Annotated in this window: 23 protein-coding genes; 14 read left to right on the top strand and 9 right to left on the bottom strand. The window is 73.1% G+C overall.

Features of this window, described 5'->3' with window-relative positions; all coding sequences use genetic code 11:
• Positions 1 to 80: 80 nt before the first annotated feature.
• The 3 genes from ACWCSV_RS05150 to ACWCSV_RS05140 all read left to right on the top strand — a co-directional run bounded on the left by ACWCSV_RS05150 (position 81) and on the right by ACWCSV_RS05140 (position 1910).
• Positions 81 to 704 (top strand): flavin reductase family protein, encoded by a 624-nt coding sequence (locus tag ACWCSV_RS05150; protein WP_451138665.1) that lies wholly within the window; start codon positions 81 to 83, stop codon positions 702 to 704.
• A 47-nt stretch (positions 705 to 751) separates the two neighbouring features.
• On the top strand, positions 752 to 1018 hold the full coding sequence (locus tag ACWCSV_RS05145) for an MDR/zinc-dependent alcohol dehydrogenase-like family protein (protein ID WP_266701666.1): 267 nt from the start codon (positions 752 to 754) through the stop codon (positions 1016 to 1018).
• A 112-nt stretch (positions 1019 to 1130) separates the two neighbouring features.
• Positions 1131 to 1910, top strand: a complete 780-nt coding sequence (locus ACWCSV_RS05140) for an ABC transporter permease (protein WP_451138641.1) — start codon at positions 1131 to 1133, stop codon at positions 1908 to 1910.
• 410 nt (positions 1911 to 2320) lie between these two features.
• Here ACWCSV_RS05140 and ACWCSV_RS05135 read toward each other — a convergent pair whose 3' ends face one another.
• From ACWCSV_RS05135 to ACWCSV_RS05125, 3 genes are all read right to left on the bottom strand, one after another.
• A complete protein-coding gene (locus ACWCSV_RS05135; protein ID WP_327174476.1) occupies positions 2321 to 2545 on the bottom strand; it encodes a hypothetical protein in 225 nt (74 codons plus the stop codon).
• Positions 2546 to 2783: 238 nt separating this feature from the next.
• Positions 2784 to 3656, bottom strand: coding sequence for an undecaprenyl-diphosphate phosphatase (locus tag ACWCSV_RS05130; RefSeq protein WP_451138639.1), 873 nt, complete (start codon positions 3654 to 3656; stop codon positions 2784 to 2786).
• Between the two features lie 232 nt (positions 3657 to 3888).
• Complete coding sequence (locus ACWCSV_RS05125; RefSeq protein ID WP_451138637.1) at positions 3889 to 4602, bottom strand: TVP38/TMEM64 family protein; 714 nt, start codon at positions 4600 to 4602, stop codon at positions 3889 to 3891.
• Between the two features lie 241 nt (positions 4603 to 4843).
• Between ACWCSV_RS05125 and ACWCSV_RS05120 the strand changes: the two genes are divergently transcribed.
• From ACWCSV_RS05120 to ACWCSV_RS05110, 3 genes are all read left to right on the top strand, one after another.
• Positions 4844 to 5023 (top strand): hypothetical protein, encoded by a 180-nt coding sequence (locus ACWCSV_RS05120; RefSeq protein WP_451138635.1) that lies wholly within the window; start codon positions 4844 to 4846, stop codon positions 5021 to 5023.
• Between the two features lie 91 nt (positions 5024 to 5114).
• Positions 5115 to 6290, top strand: coding sequence for an elongation factor Tu (gene tuf, locus ACWCSV_RS05115; protein ID WP_451138633.1), 1176 nt, complete (start codon positions 5115 to 5117; stop codon positions 6288 to 6290).
• 185 nt (positions 6291 to 6475) lie between these two features.
• The gene (locus ACWCSV_RS05110; RefSeq protein ID WP_451138631.1) at positions 6476 to 7321 is read left to right on the top strand and encodes a spermidine synthase; all 846 of its coding nucleotides are present in this window, start codon (positions 6476 to 6478) and stop codon (positions 7319 to 7321) included.
• Here ACWCSV_RS05110 and ACWCSV_RS05105 read toward each other — a convergent pair.
• Positions 7283 to 8674, bottom strand: coding sequence for an MFS transporter (locus ACWCSV_RS05105; protein ID WP_451138629.1), 1392 nt, complete (start codon positions 8672 to 8674; stop codon positions 7283 to 7285). The two genes, ACWCSV_RS05110 and ACWCSV_RS05105, sit on opposite strands and share 39 nt — an antisense overlap.
• 179 nt (positions 8675 to 8853) lie before the next feature.
• Positions 8854 to 9972 carry a hypothetical protein gene (locus ACWCSV_RS05100; protein WP_451138627.1) on the bottom strand — a complete coding sequence of 373 codons (1119 nt, stop codon included), beginning with the start codon at positions 9970 to 9972 and terminating at the stop codon, positions 8854 to 8856.
• A 94-nt stretch (positions 9973 to 10066) separates the two neighbouring features.
• Here ACWCSV_RS05100 and ACWCSV_RS05095 point away from each other — a divergent pair, with 94 nt between their 5' ends.
• A complete protein-coding gene (locus ACWCSV_RS05095) occupies positions 10067 to 10522 on the top strand; it encodes a DUF4442 domain-containing protein (protein WP_451138625.1) in 456 nt (151 codons plus the stop codon).
• 149 nt (positions 10523 to 10671) lie between these two features.
• Positions 10672 to 11319 (top strand): DedA family protein, encoded by a 648-nt coding sequence (locus ACWCSV_RS05090; RefSeq protein ID WP_451138623.1) that lies wholly within the window; start codon positions 10672 to 10674, stop codon positions 11317 to 11319.
• A gap of 28 nt (positions 11320 to 11347) precedes the next feature.
• On the opposite strand, the gene ACWCSV_RS05085 is transcribed toward ACWCSV_RS05090, so the two are convergent.
• The gene (locus ACWCSV_RS05085; RefSeq protein ID WP_451138621.1) at positions 11348 to 11878 is read right to left on the bottom strand and encodes a gamma carbonic anhydrase family protein; all 531 of its coding nucleotides are present in this window, start codon (positions 11876 to 11878) and stop codon (positions 11348 to 11350) included.
• A gap of 144 nt (positions 11879 to 12022) precedes the next feature.
• Here ACWCSV_RS05085 and ACWCSV_RS05080 point away from each other — a divergent pair, with 144 nt between their 5' ends.
• Entirely contained in the window at positions 12023 to 12772 is a 750-nt protein-coding gene (locus tag ACWCSV_RS05080; RefSeq protein WP_451138619.1) for an acyltransferase, read from the top strand.
• A gap of 46 nt (positions 12773 to 12818) precedes the next feature.
• On the opposite strand, the gene ACWCSV_RS05075 is transcribed toward ACWCSV_RS05080, so the two are convergent.
• A complete protein-coding gene (locus tag ACWCSV_RS05075) occupies positions 12819 to 13685 on the bottom strand; it encodes an EamA family transporter (RefSeq protein WP_451138617.1) in 867 nt (288 codons plus the stop codon).
• Positions 13686 to 13785: 100 nt separating this feature from the next.
• Between ACWCSV_RS05075 and ACWCSV_RS05070 the strand changes: the two genes are divergently transcribed.
• Together ACWCSV_RS05070 and ACWCSV_RS05065 are read left to right on the top strand one after the other, a co-directional pair.
• On the top strand, positions 13786 to 14358 hold the full coding sequence (locus ACWCSV_RS05070) for a helix-turn-helix domain-containing protein (protein ID WP_451138615.1): 573 nt from the start codon (positions 13786 to 13788) through the stop codon (positions 14356 to 14358).
• Positions 14359 to 14401: 43 nt separating this feature from the next.
• The gene (locus tag ACWCSV_RS05065) at positions 14402 to 14962 is read left to right on the top strand and encodes a YbaK/EbsC family protein (protein ID WP_451138613.1); all 561 of its coding nucleotides are present in this window, start codon (positions 14402 to 14404) and stop codon (positions 14960 to 14962) included.
• Here ACWCSV_RS05065 and ACWCSV_RS05060 read toward each other — a convergent pair.
• Together ACWCSV_RS05060 and ACWCSV_RS05055 are read right to left on the bottom strand one after the other, a co-directional pair.
• Entirely contained in the window at positions 14895 to 15851 is a 957-nt protein-coding gene (locus ACWCSV_RS05060; RefSeq protein ID WP_451138611.1) for an aminoglycoside N(3)-acetyltransferase, read from the bottom strand. The genes ACWCSV_RS05065 and ACWCSV_RS05060 overlap by 68 nt on opposite strands.
• 96 nt (positions 15852 to 15947) lie before the next feature.
• Positions 15948 to 16355: a CoA-binding protein gene (locus tag ACWCSV_RS05055; RefSeq protein ID WP_451138609.1), complete on the bottom strand. Its 408-nt coding sequence runs from the start codon at positions 16353 to 16355 to the stop codon at positions 15948 to 15950.
• A 119-nt stretch (positions 16356 to 16474) separates the two neighbouring features.
• Between ACWCSV_RS05055 and ACWCSV_RS05050 the strand changes: the two genes are divergently transcribed.
• The 3 genes from ACWCSV_RS05050 to ACWCSV_RS05040 all read left to right on the top strand — a co-directional run bounded on the left by ACWCSV_RS05050 (position 16475) and on the right by ACWCSV_RS05040 (position 21542).
• Positions 16475 to 17101 carry a YigZ family protein gene (locus ACWCSV_RS05050; protein ID WP_327174460.1) on the top strand — a complete coding sequence of 209 codons (627 nt, stop codon included), beginning with the start codon at positions 16475 to 16477 and terminating at the stop codon, positions 17099 to 17101.
• 248 nt (positions 17102 to 17349) lie between these two features.
• Positions 17350 to 18516 carry an exonuclease SbcCD subunit D gene (locus ACWCSV_RS05045; RefSeq protein WP_451138606.1) on the top strand — a complete coding sequence of 389 codons (1167 nt, stop codon included), beginning with the start codon at positions 17350 to 17352 and terminating at the stop codon, positions 18514 to 18516.
• A complete protein-coding gene (locus ACWCSV_RS05040; RefSeq protein ID WP_451138604.1) occupies positions 18513 to 21542 on the top strand; it encodes an AAA family ATPase in 3030 nt (1009 codons plus the stop codon). The genes ACWCSV_RS05045 and ACWCSV_RS05040 overlap by 4 nt, the downstream gene beginning before the upstream one ends.
• Positions 21543 to 21974 lie beyond the last annotated feature (432 nt).

Raw genomic sequence — 21974 nt, 5'->3', positions numbered from 1 at the left:
ACGCCCTCCGCGGAATGAGCGATGTGGCGAGGCCGGGACCCCAGGCCGGAATCCCCCGCCCGCACGGGATACTGATGATCATGCGCGTCGACTTCGATCCTCAGACCATGCAGTCCCGAGCCTTCTACCAGTTGATGACCGCCGTGGTCGTGCCCCGGCCGATCGCGTGGGTCTCCACCGTGGCCGCGGACGGCACCGCCAACCTGGCCCCGCATTCCTTTTTCACGATCGCCTGTGTCACGCCCCCGGTCGTCCAGTTCACCTCGGTCGGCCGGAAGGACTCGTTGCGCAACATCGAACAGACGGGTTCGTTCGTGGTGAACCTGGCGCCCGAGCACCTCTTCGAGCAGATCAACGCCACCAGCACCGACTTCCCCCACGGTACGAGCGAGTTCGAGGCGGTCGGCATCGCGACCGAGCCCAGTCTCCGGGTCGCGCCGCCACGGGTCGCCGCATCGCCGGTCGCGCTCGAGTGCGAGCTGCACAGCACTGTGCTCCTCGGGGACTCCACCGTGGTCTTCGGCCGTGTGGTGCACGCCGTCGTCGACGAGGCGGTTCTGGTGGACGGACACCCGGAGATCACCCGGATGCGCCCGCTGACCCGGCTCGGCAAGAACGAGTGGGGCACGCTCGGCGGCATCCGTGAGATCGCCCGGGTTCCCTGGGCCCAGTGGCAGAAGGACCACGGCCCCGAAGCGGGGTGAGCGGTCCGCGCACTGCGGTTGTCAGTGGTGGGTGCGATCCTGCCCGTATGGACGAGCTGATGCGGCGTCGGGTGTACGGCGCCGACCATGAGGACCCGGATCCCGGACCGCGCCCCGGGCACACCTACCGTGAGCTGGTCGGCGGCCCCCTGGACGGGCTGCTCCTCGACGTGACCGGATGGTCCGAGACGGCGCTGGCCGAGGGGGCGGCCCTGATCACGGAGATAGGGGCGTACGGCCCGGGCGGCCGAGCGGAGTACGGCCCCCGCCGGGGCGACCTCCACCGGTGGGACTGGCAGGGCGACACCCCGTAACCCTGGCAGGGCGACAACCCCGTAACCCGCACCCGGTCACCAGCACGCCGCCGCCCGCACCCCGTGGGCGGCGCCCCGAAACCCCGCACGGGTCGGCCCGTAGGGTGGGCCGGTGACACTGAGTGCGGCATCCCTCCTCCCGGTCAACCTCACCCTCGGCATCCTGCTGGGTGTGCTGGCACTGGGGGCGGCGGCCGTGGCGGGTCTGTGCCACCTGTCTCCGGGCGACCCGGCGCACCGGGCCCGGGAGATCCTGATCGCGGGTGTGCGTGCGGCGGTACAGCTCGCGGCGGTGTCCCTCGTGATCACGTGGGCGGTCACCGAGGTGGTGGGGCTGCTGGCATTTCTGGCTGTCATGTTCTCGGTCGCGGTGCGCACGGCCGGGCGCCGGATCACCGGCAACCACACCTGGTGGCTGACGTGCGTGCCGATCGCCGCGGGTGTGGTGCCGGTGGCCGGCTCGCTGCTGCTGACCGGACTCGTACCGCTGAAGGGTGTCGCGTTGATCCCGGTCACCGGCATCCTCATCGGCGGGGCACTCACGGTGACCGTCCAGGCCGGGCGCCGGGCGCTGGACGAACTGGAGCAGCGGCGGGGGGAGGTGGAGGCGGCCATGGCGCTGGGGTTCTCGGACCGGGACGCCAGGGTGGAGATCGCGAGGCCCTCCGCCTCCGACGCGCTGCTGCCCGGCCTCGACCAGACCCGGACCGTCGGGCTGGTCACGCTGCCGGGCGCGTTCGTCGGGATGCTGCTCGGCGGGGCGAGCCCGCTGATGGCCGGCGCGGTCCAGCTCTTCGTGCTGGTCGCGCTGATGGCCGTGCAGTCGATCGCGGTGGCGATCACCGTCGAACTCGTCGCCCGCCACCGCCTCTTCCGCCCTGCGCGGGGGTGACGGGCGCGGCCCGCACCGTTCGATCGCAGCTTGCTCACACCTGACGAGAACCCTTGTCGGTCGCACACCCCTGACGAATGATCACTCCAGGCCCCGACGGCAGATCCACCGGCGAACCCGCCACGGCCCCGCGTCGGACCCCTATGACCGCCACGCCCCGATCGAGGAACCGGAGGCGGACGACGCCGAGTGCGGGACGATCACCCGGCCGTGACGCGCCACGGGGGGTACCGGTGCCACCACGGGCTGTACCGGCTGTACGGCGGGCGCGGGTCGGTGAGGACGGCCCGATGAGGGCCCGAGGGCACGTGCGACCAGTACCGGGACGACCAGTACCGGGACGACTGCCACCGGGACGAATACGTGCTCGTACGGCTCCGATCCGCGGGGCGGCCCGTCGCGGTGCGGCGTCACGCCGCTTCGTACCGGTGGGCCCGGCCGCCGCGCCACTCGACCCACATCGGGTTGTCGAGTATCCGGTCGGGGTCGTCCAGCCCGGCTTCGGCCAGGAAGACGATCACGTCCTGGTCCGAATGGGCGAGCCCCAGTATCTCGTCGCGACCCTCGTAGTGGACGGTCACGCGACGCCCTCCGGAGGGCGTCGGCCGGTGTATGACGATCGGTGGAGTTGCCATGCGCCCAGCGTGCGACGGGATGCGCCCCGTCGCATCCGGCGCGGGGCTGCCGGTGGCTCCGCGCCGCTCCGGTCCGGGACGGCCGGCCGAGAGCGACTGGTCCGGGGACGACTGGTCCGGGGACGACTGGGAGAATTCTGGGAGACGAGCCCGTCGGGCGGGCGCGGAGAAATGCTCCCGGAACGACAGAATGCCCCCAGGGAAAACCTGGGGGCATCCGAGCGCTCCGGCCCGGGTCTCAGCCTGCCGACTCGCCCGCGTGGGGGCTCAGCACACCCGCTGTGACCAGGATGAAGAGGACGATGCCGAGGGCCACGCGGTAGTAGACGAAGGGCATGAAGCTCTTGGACGAGATGAACTTCATGAACCAGGCGATGACCACGTAACCGACCACGAAGGCGACCAGGGTCGCGAAGATCGTCGGGCCCCACGACACGTGGCCCTCGCCCGCGTCCTTGAGCTCGAAGACACCGGATGCCAGGACGGCGGGGATGGCGAGCAGGAAGGAGTAGCGGGCCGCGGCCTCGCGGGTGTAGCCCATCAGCAGACCACCGCTGATGGTGGCGCCCGAGCGGGATACGCCCGGGATCAGCGCCATCGCCTGGCAGAGACCGTAGATCAGGCCGTCCCGCACGCCCAGGTCCTGGAGCGACTTGCGCTCCTTGGCGGCGCGGTGCTTGCCGCCGGCCTCGTCGCGGGCCGCGAGCCGGTCCGCGATGCCGAGGACGATGCCCATGACGATCAGGGTCGTCGCGATCAGACGGAGGTCGCGGAAGGGACCTTCGATCTGGTCCTTGAAGGCCACCCCGAGGACACCGATCGGGATCGAGCCGACGATGACCAGCCAGCCCATCTGGGCGTCGTGGTTGCCGCGCATCTCGCGCTTGAAGAGCGACTGGAACCAGGACGAGATGATGCGGACGATGTCCTTGCGGAAGTAGATGATCACCGCCGCTTCCGTACCGATCTGGGTGATGGCGGTGAACGCCGCACCAGGGTCGTGCCAGCCCGCGAAAGCGGCGGTCAGCCGCAGATGGGCGCTGGAGGAGATCGGCAGGAACTCGGTCAGTCCCTGAACGAGGCCCAGGACGAATGATTCGAACCAGCTCATGGGGCTTAGGCCATCCCGGAGGTGATCAGGCTACGGCCGCACGACATGAGGACGTCGGCAGCGTGCAAATACGGGCAGAAAAGGACAAGGCGAAAGCCTCGGAGATCTTTTGTCGTCGGGCGCAGGGTATCGCCTGCGGGTGAACGCCTTGACTCCTGCCCCCGCTCCGGAGCCCGCTCCACGTCCGGGCGCGCTCCTTCCCGGCTCCCGCCGCTCGGGCGGAGCCGCGGGTTCAGGCGGCTTGGCCGAACCGGTGGCGTTTGCGCCAGGCGACCAGCGCGCCTCCGACGGCCGACAGCACGATGAAGCCCGTCGCGACGAGGAACGCGGGGGACGTCGGCGAAGCGGCCTCGCTGCCCGCGACGACGTAAGCGGCCGTGTTGGGGATGGAACCGAGCCCCGTCGCCAGCAGGAACGGCGCGTACCGCATGCGAGAGGTGGCCGCGCAGTAGTTGGCGGCGGCGAACGGCACGCCCGGGAAGAGCCGGAGCGCCAGCATGGAACGGAAACCGTGCCGGCTCAGCAGACCGTCCGCGGCTTTCAGCCAGCGCCCGCGCACCAGGGTGCGCAGCGCGTCCTGCCCCAGCACCCGGCCGAGCAGGAAGGAGATACCGGCCCCGAGCACCGTGCCCGCGAGGGCCGCGGCCAGACCCGCCTGCGTGCCGAAGAGCGCTCCCGCCGCCAGGTTGAGGAGGGGGCGCGGCGCGAAGGCCACGGTGCAGACCCCGTACGCCAGCCCGAACAGCAGGACCGCGGTGCCGCCCGTCAGCTGGGAAGGCCAGCCGGAGGAGAGCATCCGCTGTGGATCGAACAGCAGCATGCTCGACGCGGCGGCGGCCAGCACCACCACGAGCAGGGAGAACCGGGACCAGGGGGACAGCAGCGCCTTCGAACAGCGCAGGGCCGGACCGTTGCGGGGACGGGCCGCGGGGACGGGTTCGAACATCTGGGGAGAGTAACGGAAAGAGGCATGTGATCGCCGTAATGGACGCGTGACGACCTGACGGCCCGACAGCAAGGGACTGTCCGCGTCCGTCTTGGCGTCCCGCACACACCGCGCCAGGTACGCGCAAGCACGCTCCGGCGTGCGCCGCCCGGCCTTGCCCGGGGCCGAGCCCACGCCGCGCCCCTTCCCATCCCGGAAAACCGGTCGACGCGCACCGCGCCGACCGGACATCATCCAGGACATGTCCCGGTACGCCTTCCTCGCAGCGCCGTCCGCAGTCGCGGACGCGCCGAAGGCTGCCGCGAAGACCGTCGTGGCATTCCTCGCCGCAGCGTCCCCCGCGACCGCATTCACCGCCGCGGCACCGCTCGCGGCGGCCACCTCCGTCGCACCGGCGCCGCTCGGCGGCGCCCGAAGCTGACCCTCCTCCGATTGTCCGGCGGACCCCGCGAGGGGAGGGTCGGACGGGCTCAGGGGTCCCCTCTCACGGCTTCGAAACCAAGGAACGAGCCATGCCCAAGACGGCATTCGTCCGCACCAAGCCCCACCTCAACATCGGAACCATGGGCCACGTCGACCACGGAAAGACAACGCTCACCGCCGCCATCACCAAGGTGCTCAGCGCGCGGCCGGGCGCCTCCAGCTCGTACGTCGCGTTCGACCGGATCGACCGCGCCCCCGAGGAGAGCCGGCGCGGCATCACCATCAACCTCGCGCACGTCGAGTACGAGACCGACACCCGGCACTACGCCCACGTCGACATGCCGGGCCACGCCGACTACATCAAGAACATGGTGACCGGAGCGGCTCAGCTCGACGGGGCGATCCTCGTCGTATCCGCCCTGGACGGCGTCATGCCGCAGACCACCGAGCACGTACTGCTGGCCCGTCAGGTCGGCGTGGACCACATCGTCGTCGCCCTGAACAAGTCGGACATTGCCGACCCCGAACTGGCCGAACTGGTCGAGCTGGAGGTGCGCGACCTGCTCTCCGCCCACGGGTACGGGGGCGACTCGGTCCCCGTCGTCCAGGTCTCCGGGCTTGGGGCGCTGGAGGGCGACCCGCGCTGGACGGCGGCGATCGAGGGACTGCTCGACGCGGTGGACACGTATGTGCCGATACCGGTGCGCTACACGGACGCGCCCTTCCTGCTCCCGGTGGAGAACGTGCTCACCATCACCGGGCGTGGCACCGTCGTCACCGGTGCGGTCGAGCGCGGCACCGTACGCATCGGCGACCGGGTCCACGTGCTCGGCGCCGGCACCGAGACGGTGGTCACCGGCCTGGAGACCTTCGGCAGGCCGATGGAGTCCGCGCAGGCCGGGGACAACGTCGCCCTGCTGCTGCGCGGAGTGGAACGCGACCGGGTCCGGCGGGGCCATGTCGTGGCGGCGCCGGGCAGCACCACCCCGACGCGTCGTTTCACCGCCCAGGTCTACGTGCTGTCCGCCCGCGAGGGCGGCCGTACCACCGCGGTCGCCACCGGCTACCGGCCGCAGTTCTACATCCGCACCGCGGACGTGGTCGGTGACGTCGACCTGGGAACGGCCGGGTTCGCACGCCCGGGGGAGACGGTCACCATGACCGTCGAGCTCGGCCGGGACGTCCCGCTGGAGGCCGGGCTCGGCTTCGCGATCCGCGAGGGCGGCCGTACCGTCGGCGCCGGCACGGTCACCGCGCTGCTCTGAGCCGCTGCGGCCTTGAAGGCGCGAAGGCCGCCGCGCCCGCGAAGGCCGCCGCGCCCGCGAAGGCCGCCGCGCCCGCGAAGGCCGGGGCCCGTCTTCCCCACCCGGGGAGGCGGGCCCGCCGGACTCCCCCGTGCCTCCGCGCCTCGCCGTACGCCGCACCCCCTCGGACGCCTCACAATGGGGGAGTGAACGAGCCGATACCCGTCATCCGCGATGTCGACCGGGGCACCGCCCGCCTGCTGCCCGACGTGGACCGGGACCGCGCGTGGCTGCTCACGGTCGACGGGGCCCCACAGTCCCACGTGGACCTGGACGACGCCGCGTACCTGGAGTTCGAGTATGTCCAGCGGCTCGCGCACGTGCTGGACACGGCCGCCGCCCCCGGCGAACCGCTCGACGTCCTGCACCTGGGCGGTGGGGCGCTGACCCTGCCGCGCTACACCGCCGCCACCCGGCCCGGCTCCCGGCAACGGGTCGCCGAGGCCGACCGGGGGCTGCTGGAGCTGGTGACGGAGCTGCTGCCGCTGCCGGAGGACAGCGGGATCACCGTGCACGCCGAGGACGCCCGGGAACTGCTGGAGCGGACCGCGCCGGGCTCGGTCGACGTACTGATCGCCGACGTCTTCGGCGGGTCGCGTGTTCCGGCCCACCTCACCTCCGTCGAGTACGCGCGGGCCGCCGCCCGGGTGCTGCGTACGGACGGGATCTACGCCGCCAATCTGGCCGACAGCGCGCCCTTCGGGTTCCTCCGCTCCCAGCTCGCCGGCTTCGCCGCCGTCTTCCCCGAGGTCGCGGTCGTCGCCGAACCCGCCGTGCTGCGCGGACGGCGCTTCGGGAACGTCGTACTGCTGGCCGCGCACGCACCGCTGGACACCGCCGCGCTCACCCGCCGCTGCGCGGGCGACGCGTTCCCCGCCCGGGTCGAACACGGACCGGCGCTCACCCGCCTGATCGGCCGGGCGGAACCGGTCGGCGACGCCGACGCGGTCGCCTCACCCGAGCCTCCCGAGGGCGCCTTCCGTATCGGCTGAGGTACCGGACACCGCTGAGGCACCGGCCCCCAGGGGGACGGCACCAGCGGCCGGTGCCGGAAGGGAGTCCTCGGATCCAGTTCCGGAACCGGAGCCGCCGGCCGCGACGGGCCCGGTGTGCTCGCGCCGGGTCATGTTCCGTACGTCTGGTACGAGCAGGACCAGCGCGGTCATGACCACCACCAGCGCCGCGCACCCCCAGAGCGCCGTACCGCGCCCGACGAGCCCTTCGACCGGACCGGCCACCGCCGTGGCGAGCGGCAGCATCGCCACGGAGCCGAACCAGTCGTAGGCGGAGACCCGCGACAGCTTCTCCTCCGGGATCTCCTGGTGCATCGTCGTCATCCACGAGACCCCGAACACCTCTATGGCGACGCCGCTCACGAACATGACGACGCAGAGCCCGGCCACCGGCAGCGGCACCGCGAGCGCCGCCGAAGGGAGGGCCAGCGGGAAGACGCCGAGCGTGCCCGCGAGCAGCAGCCGCCGGGGCTTCCACCGGGACATCAGCAGCGCCCCGCCGAGCGTGCCCACACCGAAGGTGGCGAGGGCGGTGCCCCAGGGACCCGGGCCCCCGAACTCGTCGCGGGCGACCAGCGGGCCGTAGACCGACTCGGCGGCGCCGACGACCGCCACCACCACCGAGAACTGCGCCACGACCGCCCAGAGCCAGGGCCGGCCGATGAACTCCCGCCACCCCTCGCGCATGTCGGAGAGGAGGCCGCCGCCCGGCTCGCGGGCGGGGATGTGGCTCACGTCGAGGAAGGCTCGGAGCGCACCGGCGACCGCGAAGCCCGCCGCGTCCACGGCCAGCACCCACCCGGGGTTCATCGCGGAGGCCATGACCCCGCCTAGCGCGGCCCCGCCGATGCCCGCGCCCTGGGTCGACATACGGAAGAAGGAGAAGGCACGGGCGGACTGCTCCGGAGTGACCGAGGACATCAGCATGCCCTCGGCGGCCGGGTTGAAGAAGGCCTGTCCAGTACCGCAGAGCGCGGTGAGCACCATCATCTGCCAGAGCTCGGCGGTGCCGGTCAGCACCAGCAGGGCGAAGGCGGCCTGGGAGACGCAGTTGAGCGCGTTGGCCGCGACCATCACCCGGTGGCGCGGCATCCGGTCCGCGACGGCCCCGCCGATCAGGATGAAGACCACCAGGGGCAGGGTGCGGGCGGCGGCCACGAGTCCGATGTCCCCGCCGTCCCCGCCCTGCTGGAGCACCGCGAACGAGGTGGCGATGAGGGCGCTGCTGCTGCCCACGCCCGTGATGATGGCGGCGCTGGTCAGCAGGGTGTAATTGCGGCCGGCCCACTCGGGGCGGCGCCGCTTCGCGGGGGAGGGTGCGGGGGATGTCACCCAGGGACTAAACACGCCGGGGCCCCGCGTTGCCAAATGGATATGTTCCCGGGCGGGGGCGGCGCACCTTTTCACCCGGTTCGTGCCGTGCTCCGCCGCCGCGCACCCAAGGTGCCCGGCGGCGGAGGCGCGCGTGGTGCTCTCCGGGACCGTGCTCTCCGGGACCGTGCTCTCCGGGATCAGGAGCTGACGTCCACCAGCCGGACGGTGCTCAGGATCTTGTCGATGGTGGTGTCGGGCAGCTCGTCGTCCACGCCGGTGGCGCCGAAGAAGACCCAGCTCGCGTACGCGCCGTCACTGTTCTTGAAGCTGAAGACGACCGACTTCCCGTCCGTGTCGCACTTGTGCTTGTTCGCAAGGCCGAGCGCGGTGGCCCTGGCGACGCTCCCGGTCAGACCCGATGTGCTGGTGTACGGCTCCGGGGCGCCGACCTTGACCTTGTCCACCGGGTCGGTCTGCGCGTAACCGGCCCAGACCCACTGTTCCGCGGTTTTCGTCGCCGCCTCGTCGGTCGATTTGGCGCCCTGCGCACCCTTGCTCCCGACGCCGGCGAGGCTGGTCTCCTCCTCGCGCCCGTCCTTGTCGGAGTCGTCCACGCACCACTTGCTCTTGAGATACGCGGGGGCGGTGAAGATGGCGGCGGGCGTGCCCGTCGGGTCCTTGGCGTCCTCGAATCCGGCGCTCATGCCGGCGGACGACACCTCCCAGTCGCCCGGCACCTCGAACCGCGTCCCCCACTTGGGGTTGGTGACGACCTTCCACCCCGGCACGGTCGGCTTCGGGTCGTCGTCGCCGCTCCGCGGATTGGCGGGCGTGGAGGCCGCGGCCGACGGTTTCACCGGGGCGGAGGACGAAGCCTTGCCGTCGGCGACGTCCTTGCCGCCGGGTTTGTCGTCCTTCTTCATCACCACGACGCCGGTGACGACCGCCGTCACCACCACCGCGGCAGCCGCGACCACGGCGACCACCGCGGTCTTCCGCTTCTCGTCGGGCCGCTGCGGCCCGACGGGCGGCGGCTGCACGGCGTAGGCGGGGACAGTCGGCTGCTGGTACGGGTTCGGCTGCTGCGGACCGGCGTTCGGCCCGCCCTGTGGATAGCCGTAGCCGGGCGCCTGCCCCTGTGGATAGCCGTAGCCGGGCTGCTGCCCCTGCGGCTGTCCCGGCTGCTCCTGCTGCCCCTGCGGGTAGCCCGGCTGCTGATACGGATTCGGCTGCTGGTACCCCGGCTGCTGGTACGGATTCTGATTCGGGTCCTGCGGGTTCTGCTCGCCCCCGGGCGGCTGCTGTCCTGGCCACATGGCCAGTAACCATAGAGGGACGCGGAGTCGGCGGCCATGGCCGCCCCCGCAAGGGGATGGCCAAGTGCATCTACCCGTGAGTAACATCCAGCCCATGAGCGCTGCAGAAGAGAAGAACCTCGGCGACATGCTCGCCGCGACGGTGCCGATGGTCCGCACCCTCGACCTGGAATTCCTGGAGACGGGGGCGGAGCGCGCGGTGCTGCGCCTGCCCGACCAGGCCGCGTACCACAACCACCTCGGCGGACCGCACGCCGGAGCGATGTTCACACTCGCCGAGTCCGCCAGCGGCGCGATCGTGATGGCCGCCTTCGGCGACCAGCTCGACCGGGCCGTGCCGCTCGCCGTCCGGGCCGAGATCGGCTACCGCAAGCTGGCCATGGGTGAGGTCACCGCGACCGCCACCCTGGGCCGCCCCGCCGTCGAGGTGGTGGCCGAGCTGGACGCGGGCAAGCGGCCCGAGTTCCCCGTCGCGATCGAGATCACCCGCGCCGACGGAGCGGTGACCGGCGAGATGACGGTGATCTGGACGCTCCGTCCGCACGGCTGATCCGGCCGCCGTCCGCGCGGCCCCGCGCGGGAGCTCCGCCGCCGGGAGCGGCCGTTCCGGAGGGGGCCGCGCCCGGTAGGCTGGTGCACTGTGCCTCGCCGCCGCACGGGCGGCCGGCAGGGGGGAACACCCGCACGGGAGGAACGGCGTTGCACGTCCAGGAGTGGCTCGAAACCATCCCCGCGCTCAGCATCTACCTTCTGGTGGCGGGCGTCATCGGTCTGGAGAGCCTGGGCATCCCGCTGCCCGGCGAGATCGTCCTCGTCAGCGCGGCTCTCCTCGCGTCCCAGCACGGCGACATCAACCCGTACGTCCTGGGCGCCTGCGCCACCGCGGGGGCGGTCGTGGGCGACTCGATCGGCTACGCGATCGGCAGGAAGGGCGGGCGCCCGCTGCTGGCCTGGCTGGAGGCGAGATTCCCCAAGCACTTCGGTGCCGCCCAAGTGGGCATGGCGGAGCGCTCGTTCGAGAAGTGGGGCATGTGGGCTGTGTTCTTCGGCCGCTTCGTGGCCCTGCTGCGCATCTTCGCCGGACCGCTCGCCGGCGTGCTGCGCATGCCCTACTGGAAATTCCTGATCGCCAACGTGCTCGGCGGGATCGTCTGGGCGGGCGGCACCACCGCCGTCATCTACACGGTGGGTGTGGTGGCCGAGGCGTGGCTGAAGCGCTTCTCCTGGCTCGGGCTCCTGGTCGCGGTGCTCATCGGTCTGACGTCGATGCTGGTGCTGAAGAACCGCGCCAAGAAGGCGGCCGCCCGGCCCGACGAAACCCCGGCCCCGGCCGCCGCGGCGGACTGAGGGCCGGGCGTCCCGCCCTGGCGCCGGCTCAGCCCGCGTGGGCCTCGCGGTGGGCCTTGGCCAGCTCCACGTAACCGACCGCGTTGAACGTGATCCCCTCCAGCTCCTCCGCGGTGACCTGCCGCTTGACCCGCGCCGGTACGCCCGCCACGAGGGAACCCGGCGGCACCCGCATCCCCTGGGGGACGAGGGCCTGTGCGGCGACCAGTGATCCGGCTCCGATGCGGGCGCCGTTGAGCACGGTCGCGCCCATGCCGATCAGCACGTCGTCCTCGATCACGCAGCCGTGCAGCACGGCGTTGTGCCCCACGGACACCCGGGCCCCGACCGTGAGCGGGAAGCCCGGGTCGGTGTGGACGCTGCAGTTGTCCTGGATGTTGCTGTCCGCGCCCAGGGAGATGGGGCCGCAGTCCGCCCGCAGCACCGCCTGGTACCAGACGCTCGAACCCGGTGCGAGGGTGACCTCGCCGATCACGACGGCGGTCGGCGCCACGAAGGCGTCCGCGTCGACCGACGGCTCCTTGCCGCCCACTCCCGTGATCAACGGCTGCTCCGCCATGGTCCGCTCCTTCGTCCGACGGTGGTGTCCGGGGGGAACCGTAGGTGACGCCGTCGCACCCGCCGAAGATCGACGCCGAACATTGGGGTGAACATCACAGAGCGGAGCGCCGGGGGCGGTGGGCCGGAGGGCTACCGTGAGCGGGTGCCGAAGAGCAAACACACGTTCTCCTTCCTCTCCCGCTGGTGGCGCCGTGCCGCCTCCCGCGCGGTCCACCGCGGCCGGGCCTGGGTGGGGGAGCACGGCGCGGTGACCGCCGAGCACCCCGGCCCGCTGCGCTTCGGCCGGATCGGGCCCGGGACGCGGCTGGCGTTCCCGCAGGGCACGGTCTTCGGCGAGCCGTGGATCCGCCTCGGGGACCACTGCGTCATAGCCGAGCAGGTGACGCTCACCGCCGGGATGATGCCCGGTCTGGAGCTGGGCCCCGACCCCATCCTGACCCTGGGCGACGGGGTCGTTCTCGGCCGGGGCAGTCACGTCATCGCCGACACCACGGTGACCATCGGCCGGGACACGTACTGCGGCCCGTACGTCTACATCACCTCCACGAACCACAGCTACGACGACCCGGACCAGCCGGTCGGCAGGCAGTGGCCCCGCATGGAGCCGGTGGTGATAGGCCCCGGCTGCTGGATCGGTACGGGAGCCGTGGTGCTGCCCGGCGCCCGGCTCGGCCGCAACGTCGTGGTGGCGGCGGGCGCGATCGTACGGGGAGAGGTCCCGGACCACTCCGTCGTGGCGGGTGCCCCGGCCAGGGTGGTGCGGAGCTACGACCCGGAACGCGGCTGGCAGCCGCCGCTGCGCACTCCCGCGCCCGTGCCGATTCCCGAGGGCGTCACGCCCGCGCAACTGCTGGACTTCGCCGCCGCGGAGGGCGGCGCGCATCCGGCGTGAATCCGTCCTGTCCCGCCCCGGCTCCGGCCCGTGCGCCGGACCGGAGTCATCCCGAGGCCAGCAGTACCGTGCCCATCAGGGCGAGACCCGCGCCGGCGGCCTGGATGCCGCGGAGCCGTTCCTTGAGGACTCCGCGCGCGGCCAGGGCGGTCACCACCGGATAGAGCGAGGCCAGTACCGCGGCCACCGTCACCGAGCCGTGGCGCGCGGCCGTGGCGTACGTACCGTTCGCCGCGACGTCCGCGAGCCCGACGAAGGCCAGCGCGGGCAGCGCCCCGAGGATCGCCGCCCCGCCGCCCTTCTCCGGCAGGGCCCGGCCGCCACGGCGTACTGACACCCACAGGGCCGCGCCGCCGACCAGGACGTTGGTGACGCGCTGTACGAAGAGGGCCAGGAACAGGCCGGTCGTGCTGGTCGAAGCCTCCGAGACCAGGGACATGACGGCCCCGAAGCCGAAGGCGGCCACCAGTGTCAGCAGCACGGCCCGGCGGCGCACCGGCGCCCCGCGCAGCTCCGGCCCGCCCGCCAGGACGACCCCCGCCACGGCGATGACGACCCCGGCCAGCTGGGCCGGACCCGGCCGCTCCCCGGCGAGCAGGCCGAGGGAGACCGGTACCGCGACGCCGAGCGATCCGAGCGGGGAGACCACGCTCATCGGGCCGAGCGCGAGCGCCTTGTAGAAGCAGAGCATCGCCACCGGACCCACCGTGCCCGCCGCCACCGCGAACCAGAGCCGGTCACCGGCCTCGCTCCACGCGCCGGTCGCCACCACCGTGACGCCCAGCACCACCACGGCGATCGCCTGGGAGACGACGACCACCGTGAGCGCCGGGATTCTGCGGGTCAGCAGCCCGCCGCCGAAGTCGGCGAGCCCCCACAGCAGGCTGGTGGCCAGGGCGAAAAGTGCTGACAAGACAGGCCTCGCAGTACAGTGCGGCGAACGGTTGGGGCCGAGGTGCACCACACCGTAGTTCATTATTTTGCACTTCGCCATCAAGGATATTGGACTGAATGTGTCTGATCTCGATCAGTTGACCCAGTCGCTGGCACGGAACCTCAAGCACTGGCGGGGGGAGCGGGGCTTCACCCTGGACGCTCTCGCGGCCCGCGCCGGTGTCAGCCGAGGCATGATCATCCAGATCGAGCAGGCCCGGACCAACCCGAGCATCGGCACCACGGTGAAGCTCGCCGACGCTCTCGGCGTCAGCATCACCACCCTCCTCGACTACGAACAGGGCCCGCAGGTCCGCCTGGTCGCCCCCGAGCAGGCGGTACGCCTCTGGTCGACCGAGGCGGGCAGTTCGACCACCCTGCTCGTCGGTGCCGAGGCGGGAGGCCCGTTCGAACTCTGGTCCTGGCACCTGGAGCCGGGTGACGGCAGCGCCTCCGACCCGCACCCGGAGGGAACCGTCGAACTCCTCCACGTCACGTCCGGTGAACTGACCCTGGTCGTCGGCGGAGACGCCCACACCGTCCCCGCCGGCACCTCGGCGACCTTCCAGGCCCACGTCGCCCACGCCTACCGCAACGAAGGCACGGAGCCGGTCGAGCTGACCATGGCCGTCTCGATCCCCCCGGTCCGCTGAAACCGGCAACATCCGGCTCGCGCGCTGCTGTTAGCGTTGATCCATGCGCGCACCCATCGGCACCTTCGACGACGACGCAGCCGCTCCCGCGGCCGACCGAACCGACCTGCTCACCGGCCCGGTCGCCGCGGCGGTGACCCGAGGGTGGGGCGGCTTCACCCCCGAGCAGATCCTGCACGTGGACACGGACCCGGACCTCGCCGACACCGCCGTCTTCGTCGAGCACTACGGCGCGGATCTGCTCGACGAGTCCGCCAACTGCGTGGTTGTCGCGGGCAAGCGCGGCACCGACGTCACCCTGGCCGCCTGCGTCGTACTCTCCCGGACCCGTGTCGACGTCAACGGCGCGGTGCGCAAGCACCTCGGCGCGCGCAAGGCCTCCTTCGCCCCGATGGACGTCGCCGTCGGCGAGAGCGGCATGGAGTACGGCGGGATCACGCCCATCGGCCTCCCGGCCGCCTGGCCGCTGCTGATCGACCCGGCGGTGGTGGACGAGGAGTGGGTCCTCATCGGGAGTGGCAGCCGCCGCGGCAAGCTCATCGTTCCCGGAAAGTCCCTCGCCGCCCTCCCGGGCGCAGTGGTGGTGGAGGGGCTGGGCGTCTGACGGGCCGGGTGCCGGTATCCCCGGCGCCCGGGTCCCCGGCATGGGCGCTGCCGGACGGAGGGGCTCCCCCGGTGCGGGTGCGGCGGGCGCCCGCGTACGGCCCGTCCGTGAACCGGACCACCGCGAAGTCCACCGCCTCCCGCACCGGCACCAGGGTGCAGGCGGCTTCGCCCACCCGGCCGGTGCGGACGGTCCCCGGGCCCGCCGAGCGCGCGAACTCCGCGCCCAGCGCGACGAAGTCCGAGTCGTCCAGCGCCACGTCCTCGTACTCCCACCACCGCCTTCCGCCGGGGCCGCCCACCACACAGCGGTAGCGGCGGACGGGCGGCTCCGGGACGCGGTACTCGGCGAGGTGGAAGGCGCTGAACGTGTCGAAACCGGTGCCGAGCAACAAGGCCTGCGCGCCCGCGTCGTACAGGCGGGCCAGCGGCGAGTCCTCGCCCAGGTGGCAGTCGGCCCGGTGGCCCCGGGTCAGCCACGCGGCGGCCGGACCGAGCGCGGCGAAGGAGGTCTGCGGGTGGCCGCTGCGCCGCGCGCCGGGGGCCCGCCGGACCGCCTCGGCGACCCCGCCCATCGCCGGGGCGGGCGTGGTGGCCGCGTCGAAGGGCGGCATGCCCGCGCGGACCCGGGCGCGTTCCGATTCCGTGAGCCCGGCGACCCGGGCCAGATGGGCGCGCGAGGTGTCGGAGTTCTCCTGCGTGAACGCCGGGACGACCAGCGTCCCCGCCGGTCCCAGCGCCCCCCGCACCCCCGCGAGCACGGCCGCCGCGCCGCGGTCCGGTGGGCGCAGCGCGCGCAGCGAGGCGTGCACGATCAGCGTCGCGCCGGGACGCACGCCCAGGACGATCAGCTCGGCGGCCAGCCGCTCCGGGTACGACACCGTCTCCACAGCCGGTCATTCTCCGCCGCCACCCGGGCCCGCGGGAAGGGCGCGACCGTCAACGCCCGGTTCGGTCGCGGACTGACCGGACCCGGGTGATTCGGGTCAGCTCAGGGACGGAATCTCGATCGCGGGGCAACGGTCCATGACCATGTCGAGACCGGCCTCGCGCGTCCGTGCGTACGCGGCCTCGTCGATCACCCCCAGCTGGAACCAGACGGCCTTCGCCCCGATCGCCACGGCCTGGTCCGCGACGGCACCGGCCTGCTCGCCGTTGACGAAGACGTCCACCACGTCCACCGGGAACGGGATGTCCGCGAGCGAGGCGTACCCCTGCTCGCCGTGCACCGTCTCGGCCTTCGGGTGGACCGGAACGACCCGCTTGCCGAAGCGCTGGAGGACCCCGGCGACGCCGTAGGCCGCGCGCGAGGTGTTGGTGGAGAGGCCGACCACGGCCCAGGTGTCGCCGGTGTTCAGGAGAATCCGCCGGATCGTGTCGTCGTCTGCGTACATGCCACCGACAACCCGGGCCGCGGCCCCGCCATTCCCCGCGCGCGTCGGTCTGCGGCGGTTGCTCCGGCGGGCCTCGGGACCCCGGAATGGACCTGTCGGCCACCACCTAGGGTGGAGGCATGCAGGAGCAGTACCGGACAGTTGCCCGAGCGGGCGTGCACGAGACCGAGATCAACCGGTCGCGTTTCCTCTGCGCGCTCGCCCCCGCCGCCACCGAACAGGAGGCGCAGGACTTCGTCGCACGCGTCCGCAAGGAGCACCCCACCGCCACCCACAACTGCTACGCCTACGTGGTCGGCGCCGACGCCTCCGTCCAGAAGGCCAGCGACGACGGCGAACCCGGCGGGACCGCCGGAGTGCCGATGCTGCAGATGCTGATGCGCCGCGAGGTCCGGTACGCCGTGGCCGTGGTGACCCGGTACTACGGCGGCGTGAAGCTCGGCGCCGGTGGCCTGATCCGGGCGTACGGGGGAGTGGTCGGCGAGGCGCTGGACGAGCTCGGCACCCTCACCCGGCAGCGCTACCGGCTGGCCACCGTCACGGTCGACCACCAGCGGGCGGGCAAGCTGGAGAACGACATGAGAGCCACCGGAACCGCCGTACGCGAGGTGCGTTACGCGGAGGCGGTCACCCTGGAGATCGGCCTGCCCGACGCGGACGTGGCCGGGTTCCGTGCCTGGCTGGCCGACGCGACGGCGGGCTCGGCGACGCTCGAACTCGGCGGCGAGGCGTACGGGGACGTGTGACCGCGCGCATCCGGCAATCCCGGCCCGGCCGAGGTCCCGGTGAGGTTCGCCACCCCCGGCGATGCGGGAACCGGGGCCCGGCGGCATTAGCGTGGAGTCCGCACGGCCGCGCCCGGGTCCGCCGATCCCGAGCCGCGCGCCGGCGCACGCAGCAGGAGACCGGGACGGCCCGGACAGGGCGCGAGGCCGTTGCCGGCCACGGGGCGGAGGACCAGGAACATGCGGATCACAGCGGGCGGAGCGACGCCTTGAGACTGCTGCACACCTCGGACTGGCACCTGGGCCGGTCCTTCCACCGCGTCGCCCTGCTCGACGCCCAGGCCGCGTACCTCGACCACCTCGTCGCCACCGTCCGCGACCGCGAGGTGGACGCCGTCCTCGTCGCCGGAGACGTCTACGACCGCGCCGTGCCGCCGCTCGCCGCCGTCGAGCTCTTCGACACCGCCCTGCACCGGCTCGCCGCCCTCGGGGTGCCCACCGTCATGATCTCCGGCAACCACGACTCGGCCCGCCGGCTCGGGGTCGGCGCCGGACTCATCGACCGGGCCGGCATCCACCTGCGTACCGACCCCGCCGGATGCGGCACCCCCGTCCTGCTCGCCGACGCCCACGGCGACGTCGCCTGCTACGGACTCCCCTACCTCGAACCGGCCCTCGTGAAGGACTCCCTCGGGGCCGGGAAGGCGGTGCACGAGTCCGTCCTCTCCGCCGCGATGGACCAGGTCCGTGCCGACCTCGCCGCACGCGCGCCGGGTACCCGGTCCGTCGTGCTCGCCCACGCCTTCGTCGCGGGCGGCGAGCCCAGCGACAGCGAGCGCGACATCACCGTCGGCGGAGTCGCCGCCGTCCCCGCGGGCGTCTTCGACGGCGTCGACTACGTGGCCCTCGGCCACCTGCACGGCAGCCAGCGGGTCAGCGAGCGGGTCCGGTACTCCGGCTCCCCGCTCGCGTACTCCTTCTCCGAGGCGGACCACCGCAAGACCATGTGGCTGATCGACCTGGACGCGGACGGAACGGTCACCGGTGAACGCGTCGACTGCCCCGTACCCCGGCCGCTCGCCCGGCTCCGCGGCCGTCTCGACGCGCTCCTGGAGGACCCCGCTCTGGAGCGGCACCGGGACTCCTGGGTCGAGGCCACCCTCACCGACCCCGCCCGCCCCGCCGATCCCATGGCGCGCCTCGCCGAACGCTTCCCGCACACCCTCAGCCTCGTCTTCGACCCCGAACGCGACCCCGAGGACCCGCTCGCCTCGTACGCGCAGCGCCTCAAGGGGCGCGACGACCACCAGATCGCGGAGGACTTCGTGGCGCACGTGCGCGGCGGCAGCGGCCCGGACGAGACGGAACGCACCGTGCTGCGCGCCGCCTTCGACGACGTGCGCGTGGACGACGGGGTCCGCGAGGTGTCCCGATGAGGCTCCACCGGCTCGTCCTCACCGCCTTCGGCCCCTTCGGCACCACCACCGAGGTCGACTTCGGCGCGCTCTCCTCGGCCGGCCTCTTCCTGCTGCACGGCCCCACAGGCGCGGGCAAGACCTCGGTGCTCGACGCGGTCTGCTACGCCCTGTACGGAGCCGTCCCCGGCGCACGCCAGAGCCCCGGCACCTCGCTCCGCAGCGACCACGCGGACCCCGCCACCCCCACCGAAGTCCTGCTGGAGCTGACCGCGGGCGGGCGGCGCCTGGAGATCACCCGCTCCCCGGCCCAGGCCCGCCCCAAGAAGAAGGGCGACGGCTACACCACCGAGAAGGCCCAGAGCCGGCTGCGCGCGTACGACCCCGAGAAGGGCTGGCAGGCCCTCAGCAAGTCGCACCAGGAGATCGGCGAGGAGATCACCCAGCTCCTCGGCATGAGCCGGGACCAGTTCTGCCAGGTGGTGCTGCTCCCGCAGGGCGACTTCGCGCGGTTCCTGCGGGCCGACGCCGAGGCCCGGGGCAAGCTCCTCGGCAGGCTCTTCGACACCCGGCGCTTCGCCGCCGTCGAGGAGCGCCTCGCCGAACTCCGCCGTACCGCCGAGTCCCGCGTCAGGGCCGGGGACGAACGCGTCCTCGCCACCGCCCAGCGGCTGGCACAGGCGGCCGGCCCCATGGCCGAGACGCCCCTGCCGACCGCCCAGCCCGGCGAACCCGGCCTCGCCGAAGGCGTGCTGGGGTGGGCGGCGAACGCGCGCACCGGTGCGCGGGAGCGGCTGGAGATCGCCCGCATCGCGGTGGCAGCCGCGGAGGAGCGCCGGACGGCGGCCCGCGGCGCGCTGGACGAGGAGCGCGAACTCGCCCGTCTCCAAAAGCGTTTCGCCGAGACCGAACGGCGCGCGTCCGGTCTGGAGGAAGGCCGCGCCGAGCGCGACCGCTGCGAGGAACGCCTGGCACGGGCCCGTAAGGCGGAGTTGATCGTCCCCGCCCTCGAACTGCGGGACGCTGCCGAGCGCGAGGCCGCCGCGGCGGGTGCCGTCCGCGACCGGTTCCGTACGCGGCTGCCCGCCGAACTCGCCGACGCCGGAGCCGGACAGCTCGCCGAGCTGGAACGCCGCTACCGCCAGGAGCTGGGCGGCCTCGGCGCCGCCCGTCGCGCCGAAACGCGCAGCGCCGCCATCGACGCCGAACGTGTCGCGCTCGACGGCGAGTCGGTACAGGACGACGAGGCCATCCTCGAAGCGGACGCCTGGCTGGCCGGCTGGGAGGACACCCGGACGGCCCTGGTCGCCGAGGCCGAGGCGGCGCAGGAGGCCGCGACCCGGACCGAACGGCTCGCCGGCCGACTCGCTGCCGCCCGGGGCCGATTGGACGCGGCCCGGCGCCGTGACGCTCTCGCCCGTGAAATCGACGGCGCCCGGGAGCAGCTGACCGCCGCCCGGGAGGGCGCGGTCGCCGCCCACGAACGCTGGCTCGGCCTGCGGGAACGCCGACTGCGCGACATCGCCGCCGAGTTGGCCGCCGGACTCGCGGCCGGCGAGCCGTGCGCGGTCTGCGGCTCGGCCGAGCACCCGGCCCCCGCGCGAGCGGGCGACGGACACGTGGACCGCGCCACCGAGGAAGCCGCCCTCACCGCCCACCGGGCCGCAGAACAGGCCCGGGTCCGGGCCGACCGGGCGCTCGGACTCCTCTCGGAACGCCACGCCACCGCGCGCACCGAGGCGGCCGGGGGCGCGGCGGACGCGGCCCTGGCAGCCGGGCCCGGTGCCCCCTCCGTCGCCGAGTTGAGCGCCCACGTCGACGTACTGACCCGCGAGCACGGCGATGCCCACCGGCTCGCCGCCGGTACGCACCGGGCGCGCGAGATCCTCGCCGCCGCCGAGCGGGAACACCAGGACCGGCTGGACCAGCGCCGCCACGCCGAACGGCGGGCCGCCGTGAGGGTCTCCCGGCGCGAGGACCTGGACCGGGAGCAGGCGGCTCTCGACGCCGAACTCGCCGGTGTGCGCGAAGTGCCCGGCACCATCGCGGACCACGCCGACCGGCTCGCCCGGCGCGCCGACCTGCTCGCCGAGGCCGCCGACGCCGTACGGACCGAGGAGAGCGCGGCCGAACGGCGCAAGGAGGCCGACGGGCGCCTGGCCGACGCGGCCTTCCGCGCCGGGTTCGACACCCCGCAGGCGGCCGTCGCGACCCTGCTCGACCGCTCCGCGCAGCGGCAGTTGCAGCACCGGATCGACGTCTGGCAGGCCGAGGCCGCCACCGTCGCCGACCGGCTGGCGGAGGAGGACGCCCGCGAGGCCGCAGCACACCCCGCCGCGTCGCCGGACCGGGCGCGTGAGGCGTACGACCGCGCCGAGGCCCTCCTCCGCGACGGTTCGGCGGCGCACTCCGCCGCCCAGGAGCGCCGCACCGAACTGGACCGCCTCTCCCACGAGGCCGCCCGGGAGGTACGCGTACTGGGCCCGCTCCGCGCGGAGTACGAACGGGTCGCCCGCCTCGCCGCGCTCACCGCCGGTACCTCCGCCGACAACGAACGCAAGATGCGGCTGGAGTCCTACGTACTCGCCGCCCGCCTGGAGCAGGTGGCCGCCGCCGCCACCGTCAGGCTCCAGCGGATGTCCGCCGGCCGCTACACCCTGGTCCATTCCGACGCCCGCACCGGAAGCCGCCGGGCCGGCCTGGGGCTGCACGTCGTCGATGCCTGGACGGGCCGGGAACGTGACACCGCCACCCTCTCCGGCGGCGAGACCTTCTTCGCCTCCCTCGCCCTCGCACTCGGCCTCGCCGACGTGGTGACCGACGAGGCGGGCGGAACGCGGCTGGACACCCTCTTCATCGACGAGGGCTTCGGCAGCCTGGACGAGCAGACCCTCGACGAGGTGCTGGACGTCCTGGACGCGCTGCGCGAGCGGGACCGCAGCGTCGGCATCGTCAGCCACGTGGCCGACCTGCGGCGCCGGATCCCCGCCCAGCTGGAAGTCGTGAAGGGCCGGCAGGGATCGACGGTCCGGCACCGGCTCGGCTGACCCGCGGCAACCGTGGCCGCTCCGCCGCCCAGCCGTCACCAGCGGCCCTGGCGCGGTGCCCCTGCGAACGCCGGACTAGGCGGTCGTACGATGTGACCGGTCCGGGGGGTGATCCGGTCCGTAGGTGAAGGCCCCCGAGTACGACCCGGTCTCCGGTTTCGGCTGGGACACCGGATTCGTGTACGCCGAAGGGCCGCGCAAGGGAGACCTGCAGACACCGGACGACGATCAGGCCGACACCGACCGCCTCGGTCTCTCGGACGCGCTCATCGAGGGCGGCTTGGTGCTGCTGATCCTCGGCGTCGTGGGAGGCAACCTCCGCGCGCTCTCCCGCATGCGCGGAGTGAATCCACGGGTTGTCCGCCGTGCGAGGAAACTGCGGGAGTCCGCCGCGGCGGTGGCCGAGGACTACGCACGGGCCGTCGAAGCAAT

It is taken from the genome of Streptomyces sp. NPDC001770 (assembly GCF_053596135.1).
Note: the sequence above shows the minus strand (reverse complement) of the source record. Positions and strands in the feature narration are given on the sequence as shown.